The organism is Azospirillum sp. VT-I1 (assembly GCF_055698305.1).
Window position 1 is genome coordinate 287,010 of sequence record NZ_CP168805.1, and the last position, 20,334, is coordinate 307,343.

At 69.2% G+C, this 20,334-nt stretch carries 15 protein-coding genes and 1 pseudogene; 7 read left to right on the forward strand and 9 right to left on the reverse strand.

Translation table 11 applies throughout. The annotated features are described in order from the left end of the window. The first annotated feature begins 246 nt into the window (after positions 1-246). The 3 genes from aceA to AB8P05_RS27050 all read left to right on the forward strand — a co-directional run bounded on the left by aceA (position 247) and on the right by AB8P05_RS27050 (position 4,577). Positions 247-1,524 (forward strand): isocitrate lyase, encoded by a 1,278-nt coding sequence (gene aceA / locus AB8P05_RS27040; RefSeq protein WP_472761598.1) that lies wholly within the window; start codon positions 247-249, stop codon positions 1,522-1,524. A 580-nt stretch (positions 1,525-2,104) separates the two neighbouring features. After that, a complete protein-coding gene (locus AB8P05_RS27045) occupies positions 2,105-2,668 on the forward strand; it encodes a DJ-1/PfpI family protein (protein ID WP_042697580.1) in 564 nt (187 codons plus the stop codon). A 211-nt stretch (positions 2,669-2,879) separates the two neighbouring features. Further along, complete coding sequence (locus AB8P05_RS27050) at positions 2,880-4,577, forward strand: methyl-accepting chemotaxis protein (RefSeq protein ID WP_472761599.1); 1,698 nt, start codon at positions 2,880-2,882, stop codon at positions 4,575-4,577. Positions 4,578-4,861: 284 nt separating this feature from the next. On the opposite strand, the gene AB8P05_RS27055 is transcribed toward AB8P05_RS27050, so the two are convergent. Then, the gene (locus AB8P05_RS27055) at positions 4,862-5,758 is read right to left on the reverse strand and encodes a prephenate/arogenate dehydrogenase family protein (RefSeq protein WP_472761600.1); all 897 of its coding nucleotides are present in this window, start codon (positions 5,756-5,758) and stop codon (positions 4,862-4,864) included. A 98-nt stretch (positions 5,759-5,856) separates the two neighbouring features. Continuing rightward, the gene (locus tag AB8P05_RS27060; RefSeq protein WP_472761601.1) at positions 5,857-6,768 is read right to left on the reverse strand and encodes a hydrogen peroxide-inducible genes activator; all 912 of its coding nucleotides are present in this window, start codon (positions 6,766-6,768) and stop codon (positions 5,857-5,859) included. Positions 6,769-7,004: 236 nt separating this feature from the next. Between AB8P05_RS27060 and ahpC the strand changes: the two genes are divergently transcribed. Together ahpC and ahpF are read left to right on the forward strand one after the other, a co-directional pair. Then, positions 7,005-7,568, forward strand: coding sequence for an alkyl hydroperoxide reductase subunit C (ahpC, locus tag AB8P05_RS27065; protein WP_455175495.1), 564 nt, complete (start codon positions 7,005-7,007; stop codon positions 7,566-7,568). A 395-nt stretch (positions 7,569-7,963) separates the two neighbouring features. Continuing rightward, entirely contained in the window at positions 7,964-9,559 is a 1,596-nt protein-coding gene (gene ahpF, locus AB8P05_RS27070) for an alkyl hydroperoxide reductase subunit F (RefSeq protein ID WP_472761602.1), read from the forward strand. A gap of 222 nt (positions 9,560-9,781) precedes the next feature. Here ahpF and AB8P05_RS27075 read toward each other — a convergent pair whose 3' ends face one another. From AB8P05_RS27075 to AB8P05_RS27090, 4 genes are all read right to left on the reverse strand, one after another. Next, positions 9,782-10,147, reverse strand: a complete 366-nt coding sequence (locus AB8P05_RS27075) for a hypothetical protein (RefSeq protein ID WP_472761603.1) — start codon at positions 10,145-10,147, stop codon at positions 9,782-9,784. 85 nt (positions 10,148-10,232) lie between these two features. After that, complete coding sequence (locus AB8P05_RS27080; RefSeq protein WP_472761604.1) at positions 10,233-11,258, reverse strand: endonuclease/exonuclease/phosphatase family protein; 1,026 nt, start codon at positions 11,256-11,258, stop codon at positions 10,233-10,235. 17 nt (positions 11,259-11,275) lie between these two features. Beyond that, positions 11,276-11,926: a chemotaxis protein gene (locus AB8P05_RS27085; RefSeq protein ID WP_472761605.1), complete on the reverse strand. Its 651-nt coding sequence runs from the start codon at positions 11,924-11,926 to the stop codon at positions 11,276-11,278. A 144-nt stretch (positions 11,927-12,070) separates the two neighbouring features. Continuing rightward, positions 12,071-13,552 carry a D-alanyl-D-alanine carboxypeptidase/D-alanyl-D-alanine-endopeptidase gene (locus AB8P05_RS27090; protein WP_472761606.1) on the reverse strand — a complete coding sequence of 494 codons (1,482 nt, stop codon included), beginning with the start codon at positions 13,550-13,552 and terminating at the stop codon, positions 12,071-12,073. A 1,583-nt stretch (positions 13,553-15,135) separates the two neighbouring features. On the opposite strand from AB8P05_RS27090, the pseudogene AB8P05_RS27095 reads away from it, so the two are divergent. After that, positions 15,136-15,402 (forward strand): annotated as a pseudogene (locus AB8P05_RS27095) (FHA domain-containing protein); the annotation flags it as partial. Positions 15,403-15,566: 164 nt separating this feature from the next. Here the strand turns inward: AB8P05_RS27095 and AB8P05_RS27100 are convergent. The 3 genes from AB8P05_RS27100 to AB8P05_RS27110 all read right to left on the reverse strand — a co-directional run bounded on the left by AB8P05_RS27100 (position 15,567) and on the right by AB8P05_RS27110 (position 18,887). Further along, positions 15,567-16,826, reverse strand: a complete 1,260-nt coding sequence (locus tag AB8P05_RS27100) for an MFS transporter (protein WP_472761607.1) — start codon at positions 16,824-16,826, stop codon at positions 15,567-15,569. Between the two features lie 214 nt (positions 16,827-17,040). Further along, positions 17,041-17,706 carry a hypothetical protein gene (locus AB8P05_RS27105; protein ID WP_472761608.1) on the reverse strand — a complete coding sequence of 222 codons (666 nt, stop codon included), beginning with the start codon at positions 17,704-17,706 and terminating at the stop codon, positions 17,041-17,043. Between the two features lie 155 nt (positions 17,707-17,861). Then, entirely contained in the window at positions 17,862-18,887 is a 1,026-nt protein-coding gene (locus AB8P05_RS27110; protein WP_472761609.1) for a sensor histidine kinase, read from the reverse strand. Positions 18,888-19,209: 322 nt separating this feature from the next. Here AB8P05_RS27110 and AB8P05_RS27115 point away from each other — a divergent pair, with 322 nt between their 5' ends. Beyond that, positions 19,210-20,244, forward strand: a complete 1,035-nt coding sequence (locus AB8P05_RS27115) for an amino acid ABC transporter substrate-binding protein (protein ID WP_455175685.1) — start codon at positions 19,210-19,212, stop codon at positions 20,242-20,244. Positions 20,245-20,334 lie beyond the last annotated feature (90 nt).

Here is a 20,334-nt window from a genome sequence, read left to right on the forward strand (position 1 = left end):
AACGGCAGTTTACAAACGGACCTTTTTACAAACAAGGGCTTATTGCAACGCACTCAAGGCAGGTTTAACTCTTGATCCACGGCCGCGCTGTAAAGCGCAAGCGGCCCCGAAGACGGCAAAGTGCAGTCGATAACGGCGGGAGGAAACGCCGCTGCACATCAGCCGCAGGGACCGACAAAAGGCCCGCCCCGAGACCCAAGTTCCGCCCCGATCAACCGGGCGTACCGGACATAAGGAACCTGACCCATGTCGCTCGATGAAAAGACCAAGGCCGCCATCCACGCCGCCCGTTACGAGGGCATCCGCCGCGACTACACCATGGACGACGTCAAGCGTCTGAGCGGCTCGGTCAAGATCGAGTACACGCTGGCCGAGCTGGGCGCGCGCCGCATGTGGGAGCTGCTGCACACCGAGCCCTACATCAACACGCTGGGCGCGCTGACCGGCAACCAGGCGATGCAGGCGGTCAAGGCCGGCCTGAAGGCCATCTACCTGTCGGGCTGGCAGGTCGCCGGCGACGCCAACACGGCCGGCCAGATGTATCCGGACCAGAGCCTGTATCCGGTCAACTCGGTCCCGGCGGTGGTCGAGCGCATCAACAACGCCTTCAAGCGCGCCGACGAGATCCAGACCTCCGAGGGCAAGGGCGACACCTACTGGTTCGCGCCGATCATCGCGGACGCCGAGGCCGGCTTCGGCGGCCCGCTGAACGCCTTCGAGCTGATGAAGTCGATGATCAAGGCCGGTGCGGCCGGCGTGCACTGGGAAGACCAGCTGGCGTCCGAAAAGAAGTGCGGCCACCTGGGCGGCAAGGTTCTGATCCCGACGCAGCAGCACATCCGCACGCTGAACGCCGCCCGTCTGGCCGCCGACGTCTGCGGCACCTCGACCCTGGTGATCGCCCGCACCGACGCGGAGTCGGCGCAGCTCATCACCTCGGACATCGACGAGCGTGACCATCCCTTCATCGATTTCGACGCCGGCCGCACCACCGAGGGCTTCTTCCGCCTGAAGAAGGGCATGGGCGTCGATCACTGCATCGCCCGCGGCCTGTCCTACGCGCCGTATTCGGACCTGATGTGGTGGGAAACCTCCAAGCCGAACCTGGACGAGGCGCGCCGCTTCGCCGAGGCCGTGCACAAGCAGTTCCCGGGCAAGATGCTGGCCTACAACTGCTCGCCGTCCTTCAACTGGAAGGCCAACCTGGACGACGCCACCATCGCCAAGTACCAGCGCGAGCTTGGCGCCATGGGCTACAAGTTCCAGTTCGTCACGCTGGCCGGCTTCCACAGCCTGAACTACTCGGCCTTCACGCTCGCCAAGGGTTACGCCGAGCGCGGCATGGCCGCCTACTCCGAACTGCAGCAGGCCGAGTTCGCGGCCGAGAAGGACGGTTACACCGCCACCAAGCACCAGCGCGAAGTCGGCACCGGCTACTTCGACGCGGTCGCCACGGCGATCTCCGGCGGCACCTCCTCGACCACCGCGTACAAGGACTCCACCGAGGCTGACCAGTTCCATTGATCGCAGGTTCCGATCATCGGGATTGGTCCGTGATCCAGTGTGCGAGCTGGATCTTTTCGAACGGCTGATGCTTTGACTTGCCGACGGCCGGGGGCCTTCCCCCGGCCGCTTTTTTGTGTCCGAACGGTTTTGCCCCGGTTCATTCGGGATAAGCCGTCGGCGAAGCCACGCCGCCATGGTATGGCAGCCCTGCGCGACATCAACCGGTGGTACGGCCGGGCTGGGCCGAAAGTCTTGAACGGGGCTGGAAAATACCGTCGAATCCCCTGCCGGACAGGGATTCCGCGGGCCGCCGGCCTTGGGTGCGGCGCGGAATCCGTTGTTGACTTGGAACCGCATCGGGACCAATTAAGTCCGCATGCTGAAAACAAACCGATCCGGGACGTAAAGGTCCCACACGCCGGCACCCGACCTCGGGGTCCCGGCGGGCGGAACTGGCCGCCGTGCAGTCCCTTGCGCGGCGATGACCGATTCCCGACCGCCCCCTGCTCCGGCGGACCCCCGGCGGGTTCCCCCTGTCAGAGACTGATGGCGGGGAAGCTCCGGCGTTTTTGGTGAAACGATGAAAGGACAAGACAGTATGGATCAATCGCTCGCAGGAAAGTCCATCGCCATCCTCGTCTCCAACGGCTTTGAAGAAGCGGAGATGACCGAGCCGCAACGCGCCCTCATCAAGACCGGCGCGACGCTGCGTACCATCTCCACCGAGACGGGTCTGGTCAACGGCTGGCACGGCAAGTCCTGGGGCCATTACTTCCCGGTGGACAAGCATCTGAGCGAGGCGCTGGGCGCCGACTTCGACATGCTGCTGCTGCCGGGTGGTGAGCGCAGCGTGGCGAAGCTGCAGCAGTCGGCCCACACCCGCCGCATCGTCGGCCATTTCCTGGATGCCGGCAAGCCGATCGCCGCCATCGACCAGGGCATCCAGCTGCTCGCCATCCCCGGCAAGCTGCGCGGCCGCCTGCTGGCCGCCCCGGAAGCCTACCGCGCCGACCTGACCGCCGCCGGCGGCCGGATCAGCGACGAGGCTCTGGTCGTCGACGACATCACGGTCTCGGCCCTGGGCCAGGACCAGCTGAACGAGTTCGTCGAAGCCGTCGTGAAGCTGTTCACCGAGCTGGGTTCGGTTCGCAAGGCCGCCTGATCTCCATCCTCAGCCGGTCCCGAAACGGCCGCCGCACCAATCGGGTGCGGCGGCCGTTTCGTTTTGGTGCCCCTGCCGCTGCAATCTCCGACCAATCCGCTCACCTTCCGTGTTGATAATTTTAAACGTTCGGATTAGTAAGATTGAGGGTCGAATAATTCCATCGGTTGAGAGTTTCTCTTGCCGATGCCTTGGCGGGGATGCAGGCAAAATGGCTAAAATTCGTGCATTCGGGCACCTGACCATCCGCGCCAAGATCATCCTCGCCGTGCTGGGCACCGTGGTGATGGCCGGCGCCTTCGGCCTGTTCACGCTCAGCCGGCTTGAAATCCTAAACAATGCCGCCGAGACGATGCGCAGCCGCTCGCTGCCGGCGACCCAACTGGCCGGTCGGCTGACCTCCGCCGCGCAGAGCCATCGCATCGCCGAGGCCGCCTATGCGCTCGCCACCAACGAGATGCAGGTGAACCAGGCGGAAAAGGGCTGGGCCGAGGCGGTGGCCGAAGTCAACGCCCGCCGGCAGGAGGCCGGAACCCGCTTCATCGGCGGCGAGGGTGCGGCGCGGCTGGCGGCCTTCGACGAAGCCTGGACCGCCTATGCCGCCGCGGCGGACCGGGTGCGTGGGCAGGCGCGCGACGGCAACGCCCAGTCCGCCGTCAGCGTCTTCAAGCGTCCCAGCGCCGTCGCCTTCACCCGCGTGCAGGAGGCGCTGGACGCGCTGGTCGATGGCACGATGGCCGATGCCGGCGCCGTCGCCGACCAGGGGGCGGAGGTCTACCGCAGCGCCCACGGCATGGTGCTGGGCGGGGTGACGCTCTGCACCCTGCTGGCGCTCGGATTCGGCGTCGTGCTGGTCCGCGGCATCTCCCGCCCGATCCTCGACGTGGCGAGTTCGCTGGAACGGCTGGCCGCCCGCGACTTCTCCGCCAGTTTCGAGGAGGGCCGCCGCGACGAGATCGGCCGCATGGCGACCGCCGCCCGCGTCTTCCGCGACACCATGCTCGACACCGAACGGCTCCAGCAGGAGCAGGAGCGGCTGAAGACCGCCGCCGCCGAGGAGCGCCGCCGCGAACTGCGCACGCTCGCCGACGGCTTCGAGGCGACGGTGAAGCGGCTGGTCGAAGCACTGTCGGCTTCCACCGCCGAGATGGCCGCGGCCTCCGCCGCGATGGCGGAGGGGGCGGCCGAGACCGCGCGCCATTCCGACGCCGTGTCGTCGGCCGCCGGCCGGGCATCCGCCAATGTCGACAGCGTCGCCGCCGCCACCGCCGAACTGTCGGCCAGCTTCGCCGGCATCGCGCAGCTGGTCGCCGACTCCGCCGGCATCGCCGCCGACGCCACCCGCGACGCCGAACGCAGCACCGCTGTGATGGGCAGCCTCGCCGAGGCGGCGGAGGAGATCGGCAAGGTGGTGGACATGATTTCCGGCATTGCCGGCCAAACCAACCTGCTGGCGCTCAACGCCACCATCGAGGCCGCCCGCGCCGGGGAGGCCGGCAAGGGCTTCGCCGTCGTGGCGAGCGAGGTGAAGCAGCTCGCCGGGCAGACGGCGAAGGCGACTGCCGAGATCCAGGCGCGCATCGCCGAGATCCAGACTGCGTCCGGCACCGCGGTCGACACCATCTGCGCCGTCACCCGCACCATCGCCCGCCTGAACGAGATCTCCGGCGAGGTCGCCGCCGCGGTCGAACAGCAGTCCGCCGCCGTGGGCGAAATCGCCGCCAACATCCAGGACGCCGCCGACGGCACCCGCAGCGTCTCCGACAACATCGCCGCCGTCACCGCCGCCGCCGCGTCGGCGGAGCAGGCGAGCGGCGTCATGGTGCGCTCGGTGGACACGGTGCAGGACGACGCCGGGCGAATGCGGCAGGAGGTGGACGGGTTCCTGGGGGCGCTGCGGGCGTCGTAATAGGCAGGAACGAGACCGCCAGTGTTTCCCTCTCCCCTCCGGGGAGAGGGTCAGGGTGAGGGGGCAGCACAGGCGAAAGCCTGTGCCAGGGGATTGCCAAGGGGCAGTATGCCCCTTGGCTGCGCGCAAAGCGCGCCGGCCCCTCACCCTCCCCACCGCTACGCGGCGGGTCCCCTCCCTCTCCCCGCTATCAGCGGACCGTAGGTCCGCCTGTCGCGTCAGCGCAAACGAAGTTTGCGCGAAAGCGGGGAGAGAGGGCATTCCTCAGCGGTTTCGTACTTTCCTCACGCCTGCTTGGCGTCGATGATCCCCCGACGAACCGCCCGCGTCTTGGTGAAGTGGTCCTGCAGCTGCTCGCCCTCGCCCCAGCGGATGGAGCGCTGCAGCGCCGTCAAATCTTCCGTAAACCGCTGCAGGATCTCCAGCACCGCCTCGCGGTTGTTCAGGAAGATGTCGCGCCACATCACCGGATCGCTGGCGGCGATGCGGGTGAAGTCGCGGAAGCCGCCGGCCGAGAATTTGATGACCTCGGACTTGGTGTCCTCCTCCAGGTCGGAGGCGGTGCCGACGATGGTGTAGGCGATCAGGTGCGGCAGGTGCGAGGTGATGGCCAGCACGCGGTCGTGGTGGCTGGCCTCCATGATCTCCACGGTGGAGCCGACGCGGCGCCACATCTCCGTCACCCGCGCCAGCGCATGGCGGTCGGCGCCGGTCGCCGGGGTCAGGATGCACCAGCGGCCCTGGAACAGGGTGGCGAAGCCGGCCTCGGGACCGGAATGCTCGGTGCCCGCCACCGGGTGGCCGGGGATCAGGTGCACGCCGTCCGGCAGGTGCGGCCCGATGTCGCGCAGCGTCGCCTGCTTGACCGAGCCGACGTCGGTGACGATGGTCCCGCGCTTCAGCAACGGCCCGATGGCCTCGCCCACCGCGGCGAAGCTGCCGACCGGGGTCGCCAGCACCACCAGCTCCGCACCGGCCAGCGCCGCCGCCAGATCGGTGGTGGCCTCCGCCACGATGCCCAGCTCCAGCGCCTTGGCGCAGGCTTCCGCACTGCGGTCGGCGCAGACGACCTGCCGCGCGATCCCATATTCCGCCAGCGCCCGCGCCAGGGAGGAGCCGATCAGACCGATGCCGACGATGGCGACGCGGTCGAACAGGGGGGCGGTGTCGGTGGTGACCATGACGCGGAGTGTCCCGGAAGCGGGTTGAACGGCGAAAAACCGTCCCGTTTAAACCACCTCAGGCCCGCCGGACCAAGCGATACTTTGATCGCGCCCCCTCAGCCGTCGTTGCGCGTCATCTCCGCCCTGAGCGCTTCGGCCAGCCGCTGGAAGGTTTCCTTCCGGCCGGAGGTGCGGCGCCAGGCCAGCGCGATGCGGCGCCCCGGCCGGTCGCCGGCCAGCGGACGCACCGCCAAGTCCAGCCCGCGCAGGATGCCCGAATCGACCGCCATCTGCGGCAGCAGCGTCACCCCCAGCCCGTTCGCCACCATCTGCACCAGCGTGTGCAGGCTGGTGCCCTGGAAGGCGGTGTTGTGCGGCGTGGCGTCCAGCGCGCAGGCGGCCATGGCATGGTCGCGCAGGCAGTGCCCATCCTCCAGCAGCAGCAGATCCTCCGACGGAACCGTCACGGGCTGCGCCGGGTCGCTGCCGCTCAGCCGGTGGCCGGCGGGGCAGACGAAGGAGAATCGGTCCTCCGCGATGTCCTCCGTCTCCAGGTCACCCATCGGGTAGGGCAAGGCCAGTAGGGCCGCGTCCAGCTTGCCGGCGTTCAACTGGTCCAGCAGGCGGGCCGTCTGGTCCTCGCGCAGGTACAGGCGCAGGCGCGGGAAGGTCTCGCGCAGGGCCGGCATCACGCGGGGGATCAGGAAGGGGCCGATGGTCGGGATCACCCCCAGATGCAGGGCGCCGGACATCGGGTCGGCGGCGGACCGGGTGATGTCCACCAGCTCCTCCGCCCCCTTCAGCAGCTGGCGCGCCCGTTCGGCGATCTCGCGGCCGAGCGGCGTCGGCAGCACCGAGCGGCGCGTGCGCTCCACCAGCGTGGCGCCCAGCAGATCCTCCAACTCCTGAATGCCGGCGCTCAGCGTCGACTGGCTGACGAGGCAGGCCTCCGCCGCCTGCCCGAAATGGCAGCGGTCGACGACGGCGACGAGATAGCGGAGCTGGCGCAGGGTGGGGAGCGGCTTCATGCCGGGATATGTAATCGGATTTATCGATCAGTTCAATTGGTATTTTCTACTTCTCTTGATAACAGATTTCCCGTATTCCTCCTCGGGTCAACGGGAACCACGGAACGACGCCTCAGCCCTGCCAGCAGATCAGCCCCCTTGTTCGACCGGGTGCGCCGCACTAAGTCGGGCATGTCACGGCCACCGGCCGGGGATTGAGGCGACAACCATTCATCGCACTCCATCGGAGCACACTAATGTCCTTGATCAACAGCGAGATTAAGCCCTTCAACGCCAAGGCGTATAAGAACGGCAAGTTCATCGACGTCTCCGACGCCGACCTGAAGGGCAAGTGGTCGGTCGTGTTCTTCTACCCGGCTGACTTCACCTTCGTCTGCCCGACGGAGCTGGAAGACCTGGCCGACAACTATGCCGAGTTCCAGAAGCTGGGCGTCGAGATCTACAGCGTCTCGACCGACACCCACTTCTGCCACAAGGCCTGGCACGACACCTCGCCGGCCATCGGCAAGATCCAGTACACCATGCTGGCCGACCCGACGCTGGCGATCAGCCGCAACTTCGAGGTCCTGATCGAGGAAGCCGGTCTGGCCGACCGCGGCACCTTCGTCGTCGACCCGGACGGCAAGATCCAGATCGTCGAGATCACCGCCGGCGGCGTCGGCCGCGACGCCAAGGAGCTGCTGCGCAAGGTCAAGGCCGCCCAGTATGTCGCCTCCCACCCGGGCGAGGTCTGCCCGGCCAAGTGGCAGGAAGGCGAGAAGACCCTCGCCCCGTCGCTCGACCTCGTCGGCAAGATCTAAGGGTCCTTCGGGAACCCTGAGGATCGGGGGCCGGTTCCGGCCGGCCCCCACCCCGCGGCTGATCCGCGGTTTCAACACGCGTACCCTTGCCGGCCGGACCGGCCGCAGGGCGGTTTCCACGGGCAGGCTTCAAAGCCCCCGTGACAGGTCACGTCACCGGTTTCCCCATCCCCGCGAAGGCGGGCACCCAGACGCGCTTTTTGTCGCAGTCCGTTCAAAATCTGGATCCCCGCCTGCGCGGGGAGGACGATGACGTTTCAAACTCTTCACTGTTTCAAAACCAGACCGCCTGCCCGACCGGCTTTTCCGACTCGGGCCACCGAATTTTCCGCCCGGACCGCCGCCCCCTTGGTGCAGGCGATCCGCCCGGACACGAGACGTTGGGAAAGAGAGCCATGCTGGACGCCAATCTGAAGACGCAGTTGAAGGCTTACCTGGAGCGCATCACCCATCCGATCACCCTGGTCGCGTCGCTGGACGACGGGGCGAAGTCGCAGGAGATGCTGGGCCTGCTGGAGGACATCGCGTCCCTGTCGGACAAGATCACGCTGGACCGCAACGGCGCCGACGAGCGCCGGCCCTCCTTCGCGATCAACCGCGACGGCAGCGACATCGGCGTCACCTTCGCCGGCCTGCCGATGGGTCACGAGTTCAACTCGCTGGTCCTGGCCCTGCTGCAGGTCGGCGGCCACCCGTCGAAGGAATCCGAGGAGCTGCTGGAGCAGATCCGCAACCTGGACGGCGATTTCCGCTTCGAGACCTATTTCTCGCTGTCCTGCCAGAACTGCCCGGACGTGGTCCAGGCGCTGAACCTGATGAGCGCGCTGAACCCGCGGATCAAGCATGTCGCCATCGACGGCGCGCTGTTCCAGCAGGAGGTCGAGCAGCGTCAGGTGATGGCCGTCCCCACCGTCTTCCTGAACGGCGAGCCCTTCGCCCAGGGCCGCATGGACGTGGCGCAGATCGTCGCCAAGCTGGATACCGGCGCCGTCGCCCGCGCCGCCGAGAAGATCAAGGCCAAGGCCCCCTTCGAGGTGCTGGTGATCGGCGGCGGCCCGGCCGGTGCCGCGGCCGCCATCTACGCCGCCCGCAAGGGCATCCGCACCGGCGTCGCGGCGGAGCGGTTCGGCGGCCAGGTGCTCGACACCATGGCGATCGAGAACTTCATCTCGGTCTCGCACACGGAGGGGCCGAAGCTGGCCGCGGCGCTGGAACAGCACGTCAAGGACTATGAGGTCGACGTGATGAACCTGCAGACCGCCACCGCCCTGGTGCCGGCCACGCAGGAAGGCGGGCTGATCGAGGTGAAGCTGGCCAGCGGCGCCTCGCTGAAGTCCCGCACCGTGGTGCTGTCGACCGGCGCCCGCTGGCGCTCGATGAATGTCCCGGGCGAGGCAGAATACCGCAACAAGGGTGTCGCCTACTGCCCGCACTGCGACGGCCCGCTGTTCAAGGGCAAGCGCGTGGCGGTGATCGGCGGCGGCAACTCCGGCGTGGAAGCGGCCATCGACCTCGCCGGCATCGTCTCGCACGTCACGCTGATCGAGTTCGACAGCCAGCTGCGCGCCGACGCGGTCCTGCAGCGCAAGCTGCACAGCCTGCCCAACGTGACCGTCATCGTCTCGGCCCAGACCACCGAGGTGCATGGCGACGGCAACAAGGTCGTCGGTCTGACCTACAAGGACCGCAACGGCGGCGAGCTGAAGCGGGTGGATCTGGAAGGCATCTTCGTGCAGATCGGTCTGGTGCCGAACACCGAATGGCTGAAGGGCACGGTGGCGCTGACCCCGCGCGGCGAGATCGAGGTGGACAACCGCGGCCAGACCTCCGTCCCCGGCGTGTTCGCCGCCGGCGACGCGACGACGGTGCCCTTCAAGCAGATCGTCATCGCCATGGGCGAGGGTGCGAAGGCCGCACTGGCCGCCTTCGACCACCTGATCCGCACGGTGCCGGCCGAGGAAGCCGTGCGGGAGACCGTTGCGGCGGAGTAAGAGGGGTTATTGCGAAGCATCGGCTTCGGGTGCCCCCACCTAACCTCCCCGCTCTCAGCGGACCTACGGTCCGCCTGCCGCGTCAGCACAAAGCATAGCTTTGTGCGAGAGCTGGGCGGGGGAGGGACTGCCGCCCCCTCCCGAACAAGCGCTTAATCCCCTCCCCCGCCCAGCGGGGGAGGGTTAGGGTGGGGGTCTAACGTCGCAAGACTCCAGCCTCCCTCACCCCTTCTTCACCGCCGCCTTCTCCTTATCCACCACGTCCAAAATCCGCTGCAGCGCCTCTGTGCTCAGTGGCGACTCCATCGTCAGCCCGTCGCCGAACTTGCGCAGCGCGCCGATGACGCGGCGCCGGGCGACGAACTCGTCGTCGCCCGGCTCGAACGGCTCGACCACCGGACCCTTATAGTAGCTGCCGCGGAAGCCCCACTGGCGGCGCCCGTCGGCGCGCCATTCGCTGCCGTCGGACAGCACCATGCAGCGCCCCCCTTCGGTGTAGCGTTCCACCGTGGCGATGGATTGCGGAATGGACTGGCCGCTGCGGATCGTCACGCGGTCGCCGACGCGGAAGCTGGCGGCAGTGAACATGCTGTCTCTCCAAATGGCGCTTACCTGAGCGCCGCAAAATTCCCGAAGGCGCTGTTTTCCACCAGTTGCCCCGGCAAATCCAGCCCTACAGTGCGAAACTCGCCACCACCGGCGCATGGTAGCTGACCGGCGAGGGCTCGTCGGCGTGGTCGACCTCGTCGGTCAGATCCTCGTTGTGGATGGCGACCTCCCGCAGCCGCTCGGTCAGCCGGGGCGAGGTCATCAGATGGTCCAGAAGCACCGGCGTGCCGGCATGCAGCACGGTGTAGCGCCGCTCGTCCGGGATCGCCTGCTCCAGCGGCTCCAGCACGCGGTTCGCCAGATCGGGGTTTCCGGTGAAGTCGGGGGCGGCGCGGATGATGCGGACGGCGGTCTGCTCCAGGTCGGCGTTGCAGTCGCCGGCCACCACGATCAGCGCGTCGGGATCGGCGTCGAACAGCCGGTCGACCGCCATCCGCGTCTCCAGCGCCTGCCCGGTCCGCTTGATCGAGGCGAGGTAGAATCCCTCCGCCCAGCCGGCCGCCGTCTTCCAGGTCTGGGCGCCGGCCTTCTGCCCCGGCACCGGGGCGGCGATGGGGGCCCGCAGATGCAGGTCGAAGACATGCAGGATGCGCCCCTGCGGCATCTCCACCTCTGCATGCAGCACCGGCCGGTCCCAGCCGACCTCCGTCTCCGTGTCCGGCGCCGGGTCGGCGGTGGCGAGGCGCACGCGGGCCGGCGGCACCAGATGGTGGCGCAGCAGCCGCGCCGCCCGGATCGGCCAGCGGCTGACGATCACCGGGTTGTGGCGGTCGGCCGGCGACGGCGCATCGCCCGCGGTGACGTGGTAACCGGCATAGCGCGTGCCCTCCAGCAGGCGGGTCAGCGCACGCAGGGTCCGCGGCTCGCTCTTCACCGGGTGCTGGGCATCGACCTCCTGCAGGCAGAGGATGTCGGCCTCCAGCCGCTCCAGCTGCGGGCGCAGGGTGGCGATCCGCGCCTCGAAGGGCGGCTCGTCGGCATCGTCGTCCAGATTTTCCAGGTTGAAGGTGGCGATCCGGAACAGCGTGTCGGCCATGAAGGGCTCCGCGGAGGAACGGCGGGTGTCGGCGGCATGCCTGTGGATCAGCACGCCGCCGGTCGAGCTTATCAGAACAGCTCGACGTCGCCTTCGATCCGCGTCCTGCGCAGATGTTCCATATAGGACGACTCGTTGCGGGCGATGTCGTGCAGGGTCTCGTCGCCGATCAGCCGGCGCTGGCTGCGCCCGCTGGTGGGGAAGAAGCGCACGGCGCGGGGGCTGGCGCCGCCGACGTCCCAGCTGACGGTGGGGATGCCTTCCGTCGCCAGATAGTCCATCACGAATTCGACGTTGCGCTGGCCGATGTTGGCGGTGCGCAGCGTGGTCAGGTTCACGTTGGCGCCGCCGAACAGCTTGGCGCGCAGCCGGTCGCGCCGCCCGGTGACGGCCAGCAGACGGTTGATGAGCTGTTCCATCGCCGTGGCGCCGTAGCGCGACGACAGCGACAGCGTGTCGGTGCCGGCATCGGGCAGCAGGAAATGGTTCATGCCGCCGATCTCCGCCACCGGATCATACAGGCAGGCGGCGACGCAGGAGCCCAGCGTGGTGGTGATGACGACGTTCGGGTCGTCGGTGACGACACAGCCGCCGACGACGATGTTGACGACCTCCGCCCCCAGCCGCCGGTCGTGGTAGCGGTTGGCGGCGACATCCTGCCGTTCCAGCCTGCGGCGCAAGGCGCTGCGCGCGGTCGAGGTGCTGGAACTGGCTGTCATCATCGGGTCTGGCGCTCCCGCTGCCGGGTGGGGACGGATATGGATCGGATGGACGGGCATTCAATCCGCCTGCGGACCAATTAATGTCGGATCGCTTTGCCTTGCATTTTATCGACATGGCATAGTCGGACGTATGACCTATGTCAGTCAATAGGTTAAAACCCACCGCTCCAGCACGCCGTCCTGCAATGCGCGGGCGTCCGCCGCCCAGGCGCGCGCGTCGGACGGGATGGCGGTCACCCGGCGGTCCAGCGCGGCGTCCATCGCCGCCCGGCGCGCGGAATCGGCGATGAACAGGACGAAGCCCAGCCGCCGGCCGCTCGTTGCCGTCAGCAGCCCGGCCAAGCCCTTGACATAGGCCAGGGTCCCGGACTTGGCCCGGACGCCGGGGGGCAGCGCCTTGCCGTCCTCCTCCCCCGGCAGCAGGTCCCACAGCGCCGGCCCGCCGGCCCGCAGCAGCGCCGCCATCTGCCGCGGCGTGGCGCGCGAGCCGGTGCCCAGCCCCGAATGGTTGGCCAGCCGCAGCCCGCCCCACCCGCCCCCATCCAGCGGTTGCCGCGCCAGCAACCCCTGCAGCAGCGCCGCGGAACGCCCGAGCGCGGCGACCGCCGGATCCAGCCGGCGCGCGGCGGCCAGCCCGATCACCTCGGCCGACAGGTTGTTGGAATGGCGCAGAAGCCCGCGGACCAGCTCCGCCAACGGCAGGCTGTCCAGGGTGGCGACCGGCACCGCCCCGGCCGGCGCCGGTCCCGGCTGGGGCGGCGGCAGGGCGATGCCGGCCTCGCCGGCCAACCGGCGGAACAGCGTGGCGGCGGCCAGTCCCGGCCGGGACACCGGCACCCAGGCCGCCCCAGCCGCCCCAGCGGCAGGCGGCGTCATGCGCCAGCGGTCGGCCCCGTCCGGCAGCAGCGGGAAACGCCCGCCCGGCGCCATCGGCAGCACGGTGACGCTGTCCAGCGGCAGCCGTCCGGCGTCGGCGACGGTCAGCGCCTCCGGCCCGCCCCGGCCGCCGCGTCCCCAGCTCAGCAGGGCGCGGTTGTAGTTCAGCGACAGCGCCCCGACGCCCGTGTTGTAGGGAGCGGCCCAGGGCTGGCCGGTGTCGATCTCCGCCAGTTCGGGCAGCTGTGTGGCGTCATAGAGGAAGCGCCCCTCCACCCGGCGGAGCCCGGCGGCACGCGCCTGGTCGAGCAGCTGCAGCAGCCCCTCGGTCGCCAGGGCCGGATCGCCGCCGCCCTGCAGGATTATGTCGCCGCGCAGCACCCCGTCGGCGGACGGCCGGCTGCCGAGCAACCGGGTGGCGAATCGGTGGTCCGGTCCCAGCAGGGCCAGTGCCGCCGCGGCGGTCGGCAGTTTCGCCACCGAGGCCGGGATGAAGGGGCTGTCGGCCGCCCGCGCCTCCACCGCCCGGCCGCTGTCGGGATCGAACAGGATGTATCCGACCGCGGTGCCTTCAGGCCCCCGCCCCTCGAAATTCTCGGTCGCCGCATATGACGGCCGCGCCACTGCCGGCAGAGCGAGGCAGCCGAGCAGGCCGAGAAAGGGGCGGCGGCCCAGTGCCATCGCGGGCCGGCAGCGCTTCGAATCGGGAAGGACGGTGTCGGGAAGGATGGGGTCAGGAAGGGCGGTCAAGGGTCGGGTCTTTCCGCTTCAGATGGAAGCTTTCATAAAGTATTTTGGGCATAAAGCATTTTGGGGAAAAATCGCTGGAAATCGCGGACAGGGACGTAGCCGGGCAGCAGTCCGACTGGGGCAGGCCGAAGGGGGACGGTATGGCGATGTCCAAGCGGCGCGAGGCGCGCTTCGAGGTGGTGGTCGAACAGGGCGGCAAACCCAACATCGACGGCGTCTTCGACGACGAGAAGTCGGCGACGGAGCGCGCGAACTTCCTGCTGCGCCTCGCCAAGTTCCCGGTGGTGCGGGTGGTGAAGGTCACCGGCACCGGGCGGGAGGAGACAATCTTCCAGAAATCCTCCTCCGGCGGCTCCAAGCTGACCACCATATCCCCCATCGAAGAGGCCAATCTCTGCACCGGCGTTCTGCAGGTCTTCTCCTTCGACAGCCGGATGACCCTGCTGCGGCTGCTGCGCGGCTATTGGGACGACCAGGGCGTCGTTCCGTCGGAACAGCTTCACCGCTACTATCCGTTGCGTTATTTCGAGCGGGAAGCGCTGCTGTTCAACCCGGCGGTAAGCCGGCTCGCCGCCATCCAGGCGCCGATGCTGGGGGTGAAGCCGCATGAACGCTACGACCAGATCATCCGCCTGTTCGCCGGGCTGAAGGAGCTTGCCCAGGCGTCCGACACGCTGGCCCCCTTCGACCAGGCGCTGGTCCGCGGCGGCATATCGGGGCTGCTGCTGGCCGCCGTCGACCGCCCCGCGGAGGAGCGCGACCGCATCGTCACCCATGCCTTCGGCACGCTGCTGGAACCGCACCGCGAATGGGGGGCCAAGCTGGCCGCCGTCCTGCGCCTGCACCAGGAGGGCGACGGCGAGAACGCCCGGCTGGTGGACGAGTTCGCGGCGGAGATCGTCGACGGGCGGGAGCCGATCCGCGCCCTGATCGGCTATGCCCCCGACCTGGGCTCCGCCATCCTGGCGCTGCTGGCGACCCTGCGCGGCGACCTGGACGACCGCCTGCCCCACACCGAACCGCTGCTGGCCCTGTCCGACGTGCTGGGGTCGGATGGGACCGGCGCCGGCTTTCCCCGGACGCGGGCGGCCCTGCTCAACCGCATCCGCGGCGGGCTGGACGGGCTGACGCCGCTGACCCGCACCGGGGCGTCCAGCGACGCCCGCGCCTTCGGCGCCATCGTCGACGGGATGATCGCCTTCGACGGGTTCATGGGCGGTCCGGCCATGGCGGAATCGCTGACCCGCCGCGGCAAGACGGTTTGGGCGGCCGGCGGCAGCGACCTGCCCTTCGAGGAAACCATGACGCGGCTGGCCAGTCGCTTCGGCACGGCGGCCGGGCGGCTGGGCTACCTGCTGGATCTCGGCACCAGCGCCTACGGCCACCGCAAGATCAGCACGGTCATCCAGCGGGTCGCCGACGAGTTCAACCGGGTGAGGTCGGCGGCCGAGCTTGCCGCCCCCGGCGCCTCGATGCGCGAGGTGCGCGAGGGGCTGGGCCGCCGCCTGCGTGCCGCCGGCATTCCGCGGGCGCTGGCCGACGGGCTGATCGCCAAGATCGCCTCCATTCCCGACGAACAGCGGATGTCGGTGACCGGCAGCGGCGTCTTGGCCGGATCGCGCATCGCGCTTGCGCCGGTGGAAACGGTCGACCTGCAGGCGCCGCCCGCGCCGCGCCTGACGCTGAGCTTCCAGGGGCGCACGGTCGCCCTGCCGGATTTCGGCGGCGACGTGGTGATCGGCCGCGCCGCCGAATGCGGCATCGTGCTGGACCACGCCTCCGCCTCGCGCCGCCACGCGGTGGTGCGGCTGCGCGACGGCGCCTTCACGCTGGAGGATCTCAGCCGCAACGGCACCCGTCTGGTGCGGCAGAACGGCGAGCAGCGCCTGCTGAAGCTGGGCGACGTGGTGCCGCTGTCCGGCCGGGGAGATCGTCATCGGCTCCCTCGACCTCGGCGAACACCCGGCGCGGATCGCCTGGGACGTGTCGGCCCGATAACGAGCACGCCGGCGGGTCAGTCGCCGGCGCAGGCCTCGGCCAGCCGGGCCTCGGCGGCACGGCTGGCGGCACGGCTGGTGGCGCGGTCGTCCAGCATCGCCACCGCCCAGACCGCCAGACCGCCCAGCGCCAGCGCGGCACCGACCCAGCCGGTGGAGGTCCAGCCCCAGCCGGCGGCGATCGCCATGCCGCCCAGCCAGGGGCCGAGCGCGTTGGCGGCGTTGAAGGCGCTGTGGTTCAGCGCGGCGGCCAGCGTCTGCGCGTCCTCCGCCACATCCATCAGCCGGGCCTGCAGCGGGGTGCCGAGCCCGCCGCCGCAGCCGATCATGAAGACGACGACCGACACCAGCCAGACATTGCCGGCGGCGAACGGGTAGAGCGCCAGCGAGCCGGCGCTCCACAGCAGGATGAAGGCGACGGTCGGCATCAGGGCGCGGTCGGCCGCCCAGGCGCTGACCAGCGTGCCGACGGTCATGCCGGCGCCGAACACCGCCAGCACCACCGGCACCGCCGACGGCGAGACCTGCGTCACCTCCATCAGCGTCGAGGCGACATAGGTGTAGACGGCGAACATGCCGCCGAAGCCGATGGCGCCGATGCCCAGCGTCAGCCAGACCTGCCGCCGCTTCAGCGCGCCCAGCTCGCGCAGCGGGCTGGCGTTCGGATGCGGGCGGTCCTTGGGCGCGAAGATCCAGACCAGCAGCACGGTCAGCAGCGCCAGCAGCCCGACGACGCCGAAGCCCCAGCGCCAGCCCATCGCCTGCCCGATCCAGTTCGCCATCGGCACGCCGACGATGGTCGCCACCGTCAGCCCCAGCATGGTGCGCGCCACCGCCTGCGCCCGGCGCTGCGGCGGCACCAGCGAGGCCGCCACCAGGGCGGCGACGCCGAAATAGGCGCCGTGCGGCAGGCCGCTCATGAAGCGGAAGACCAGCATCCAGCCATAGGAGGGCGAAAAGGCGCTCGCCACGTTGGCGGCGGCGAAGACCGCCATCAGCCCGATCAGCAGGACCCGCCGCGACAGCCGCGCCGCCAGCACCGCGATCACCGGCGCGCCCACCACCACGCCCAGCGCATAGGCGCTGATGACGTGCCCGGCGGTCGGCTCGTCGATGCCCAGGCCGCGGGCGAAATAGGGCAGCAGGCTCATCGTCGCGAACTCGGTCGTTCCGATGGCGAAACCGCCCATGGCGAGCGCCAGAAGCACCAGCCCGGGATGGGCCGAGGCCACCTGTGCCTCGGCACGCATGTCGCCGTGATGGCCGGCAGAAGCCATGGTCGTCTCTCCGCTGTCGCCGCTTGAGGAAGGAATTCGGGAACCCGGCGGTCGGGGGACATGAAACGACCGGGACAAGGTCAGGATATTTGCCGCACCCCCGCTGAGGCAATCCGCCGCAGGCCCTCAATTCCGCAGATGCGAAATGAGCGACGGGCATGGCTCGGGGGTGAAAGACAATTCCCTCTCCCGGGGCGGGAGAGGGCATTCGTGCCTACAGCAGATCCTTGAACAGCGGCATCTCCGGCGCTTTCGGGGCCTTGCCCTGCTTGCGCGGGGCGGACTTGCGTTTCGGCTTGTCCTCGGCCTTGGCGGGCTGCTCCACCGGCAGTTCCGGGGCCGCCATCGGCATGGGGAGTTCGGCCGCCGGCTCCGGCACCTCCTGCGGCGGAGCGGGCTCGGGCTCCGGCGCGGCGGCAATCTCCGGCGCCGCTTCCACCACCGACTCCACGGGCGGCGCGGCCACCGGCGCAATTTCGGGCGCTGCCTCCGCCTCCGGCTTCGCGGCCTTCTTCCTGGACGGCCGGCGCGGGGCGACGCCGACGCCTTCCTTGGCGCGCTGCTTGCCCTTGTCGCGGGCCTGGGCTTCAGGCGCCTCGGGGTCGTCGGTCAGCCATTTGCGGCGCTTGATGACCTCGTTCACGCGGCCCTGGTTCACCCCCAACTGGAAGGCGATCTCCTGCTGGGTCATGTTCGTGGTCTCGTGCAGATGCAGGATCTCGGCGGCCAGCTCGGGCGTCATCTTGCGTCCGGTCAGGCGCCGGGCCGGGCGGATGGAGCGCTGGCTGCGGTCGCGCGCCCTCAGGGACTCCAGGATCTCCAGCGCCGCCGTGTTGCCCGCCGCCTTCAGCGCGTCCTCGAACTCCTTCAGCGTCGCCATTAGCTTCCCTCCCCCTATCTCTGGCCCCTGTCTCCGGCCGGTCCCCGCTGCAAACCGGCAGGATCACAGATAGTTCGTCCCGCGGCGGCGGAAAAGCCGTAATGGACATCGGGACAAACACCGGCGGGACAAGCACCGGCGGGACAAGCGCCGGCTCAGGCGGGAAAGCGCAGGTCGATCCGCGTGCCGGCGCCGTCGGCGGCGCCGTAGCTCAGCTGGCCGGACAGCTGGGCGGCGAGGCTCTGGATGATCTTCCAGCCCAGGCTGGGCAGGCGAAGCACGTCCACCCCCTCCGGCAGGCCGACGCCGTCGTCGGTCACCCGCAGGTGCAGGTGGCCGGGATGGTCCGGCACGGCATGCAGCTCGATGGTGACGACGCCGCCGTCGCGGCCGACGAAGGCGTGCTTCAGCGCGTTGGTCAAAGCCTCCACGATCAGCAGCGCCAGCGCCAGCAGCCGTTCGGGCGACTGCGGCGCCGCCCCCACCGAGACGCGGCAGGTGACGTCGGGCGTGCCGGCCGCCTGCAGCATGTCCTGGCACAGCCCTTCGATATGGCGGCCGAAATCGTCGCCGGAGCGCGGATCGTGCAGGCGCCGGTGCACCCGCGCCATGGTGTCGAGCCGCCGCCCCGCCTCCTCCAGCGCCGCCATCGCCCCTTCCGGCGACCGGCCGACCGACCGCCTTTGCAGGTCGAGGAGCGAGGAGACGAACTGCATGTTGTTGGCGACGCGGTGCTGCAGCTCGTGGAACATGGTGGTCTGCGCCTCCAGCAGCGAGGCAGTGCGGCTGCGCTCCTCGTGCAGGCGGGCCAGCGTCACCTGCATGCCGTGGATCAGCGCGATGTCCACGGTGACGATCGCCGCATAGAAGGCCAGCGCCAGCCCGCTGGAGGCATTCAGCGCGAAGGTCTCGTAAGGCGGAATGAAGAAGTACCAGGCCGCCAGCCCGCACAGAACGGCGGTCATCACCCCCGGCCCCAGCCCGACGACGAAGGTGGTCAGGATCACCGCGGGGAAGAAGGTGAGATAGGGGAAGCCGGACGGAAGGACGCCGTCGACGGCCCAGCGCAGCAGCAGGGCAACGGCGAAGGTCAGCAGTCCCGCGCCATAGCGCAGGGCGGGACCGCGCCGCAGCAGCGAAAAGCGCGCCACACGCCGCCAGACAGTCCGATCCGACCCCATCGACATCCCGTTCCCGCGACCCCCAGCGCCAACATATCACCGACACCCGGCGCTTGTAGGGTTCGTACGCCTACAACGCACGAAAATTCCACACCCGCCCCCGTGACCAGTGTCGGGCGAGGGCGTCCCGCCGGCTTCGCCGCCGAAGAGGCGATTTGTCCAAAGCTGTTCACATCTCCCCCACATCCGTTCAAGCGCGGGGGGCACTTTGTTCAATCCGCTGAGCGATTGTCGGGCATGCGCGGCGGCCGGGACCATGCCCCGCCCCGGCGCCCCCCGAATGAACAAGGCTGAAGGAACACGCCCCGTGAAGACCCGTGCCATGAAGTCCCATCTGGGCGCGCTCGCCGTCGCGGCCACCCTGTCCGTCTCCGCCCTCGCCCTGTCCGGCACCGCCCAGGCCGGCGCCACCTTCGACGGCGTGAAGCAGAAGGGCTATGTCCAGTGCGGCGTCAATCTGGGCCTCTACGGCTTCTCGTCGCCGGACGACAAGGGCAAGTGGTCGGGCCTGGACGTCGACGTCTGCCGCGCCGTCGCCGCCGCCATGTTCGGCGATGCCGAAAAGGTGAAGTACACCCCGCTGTCGGCGCAGCAGCGCCTGCCGGCCCTGCAGTCCGGCGAGATCGACATCCTCGCCCGCAACACCACCCGCACCCTGACCCGCGACACCGCCAACGGCCTGAACTTCGCGCCGACCAACTACTATGACGGCCAGGGCTTCATGGTGTCGGCCAAGCTGGGCCTGAAGAGCGCCAAGCAGCTGAACGGCGCCACCGTCTGCGTCCTGCCCGGCACCACCACCGAGCAGAACGTCGCCGACTTCTTCCGCGCCAACAAGATGACCTTCAAGCCGGTCGTCATCGAGAAGAACGAGGAGCTGCACAAGGCCTTCTTCAGCGGCCGTTGCGACGCCCTGACCTCCGACGCCTCGCAGCTGGCCGCCATCCGCGCCGCCGAGACGCCGAACCCGGCCGACTACGTCATCCTGCCGGAGCTGATCTCCAAGGAGCCGCTGTCCCCGGCCATCCGCCAGGGCGACGAGGAGTGGGCGAACCTGGTGACCTGGGCCTTCTACGCCATGGTCCAGGCCGAGGAGAAGGGCATCACGTCGGAGACCGTCGACAGCGCCATGACCTCCCCCGATCCGGACGTGAAGCGCCTGCTGGGCGTGACCGCCGGCAACGGCAAGGCGCTGGGCGTGGAAGAGAACTGGGCGTTCAACATCATCAAGCAGGTCGGCAACTACGGCCAGAGCTATGAGCGCAACGTCGGCGCCGGCTCCAAGCTGAAGATGCCGCGCGGCCAGAACGCCCTCTACACCGAAGGCGGCATGATGTACGCCCCGCCGATGAAGTAAGGGAGGCCTCCCTCTCCCGTCCCGGGAGAGGGAAGGGGCCCGCGAAGCGGGAAGGGTGAGGGGTGAGGCAAGGATCAGGAATCCATGTCC

What these genes read in the sequence shown, in the direction of transcription:
- aceA (WP_472761598.1), top strand. Translation starts at nt 247, where the DNA reads ATGTCGCTCGATGAAAAGACCAAGGCCGCCATCCACGCCGCCCGTTAC.
- AB8P05_RS27045 (WP_042697580.1), top strand. Translation starts at nt 2,105, where the DNA reads ATGGATCAATCGCTCGCAGGAAAGTCCATCGCCATCCTCGTCTCCAAC.
- AB8P05_RS27050 (WP_472761599.1), top strand. Translation starts at nt 2,880, where the DNA reads ATGGCTAAAATTCGTGCATTCGGGCACCTGACCATCCGCGCCAAGATC.
- AB8P05_RS27055 (WP_472761600.1), bottom strand. Translation starts at nt 5,758, where the DNA reads ATGGTCACCACCGACACCGCCCCCCTGTTCGACCGCGTCGCCATCGTC.
- AB8P05_RS27060 (WP_472761601.1), bottom strand. Translation starts at nt 6,768, where the DNA reads ATGAAGCCGCTCCCCACCCTGCGCCAGCTCCGCTATCTCGTCGCCGTC.
- ahpC (WP_455175495.1), top strand. Translation starts at nt 7,005, where the DNA reads ATGTCCTTGATCAACAGCGAGATTAAGCCCTTCAACGCCAAGGCGTAT.
- ahpF (WP_472761602.1), top strand. Translation starts at nt 7,964, where the DNA reads ATGCTGGACGCCAATCTGAAGACGCAGTTGAAGGCTTACCTGGAGCGC.
- AB8P05_RS27075 (WP_472761603.1), bottom strand. Translation starts at nt 10,147, where the DNA reads ATGTTCACTGCCGCCAGCTTCCGCGTCGGCGACCGCGTGACGATCCGC.
- AB8P05_RS27085 (WP_472761605.1), bottom strand. Translation starts at nt 11,926, where the DNA reads ATGATGACAGCCAGTTCCAGCACCTCGACCGCGCGCAGCGCCTTGCGC.
- AB8P05_RS27100 (WP_472761607.1), bottom strand. Translation starts at nt 16,826, where the DNA reads ATGGCTTCTGCCGGCCATCACGGCGACATGCGTGCCGAGGCACAGGTG.
- AB8P05_RS27105 (WP_472761608.1), bottom strand. Translation starts at nt 17,706, where the DNA reads ATGGCGACGCTGAAGGAGTTCGAGGACGCGCTGAAGGCGGCGGGCAAC.
- AB8P05_RS27110 (WP_472761609.1), bottom strand. Translation starts at nt 18,887, where the DNA reads ATGGGGTCGGATCGGACTGTCTGGCGGCGTGTGGCGCGCTTTTCGCTG.
- AB8P05_RS27115 (WP_455175685.1), top strand. Translation starts at nt 19,210, where the DNA reads ATGAAGTCCCATCTGGGCGCGCTCGCCGTCGCGGCCACCCTGTCCGTC.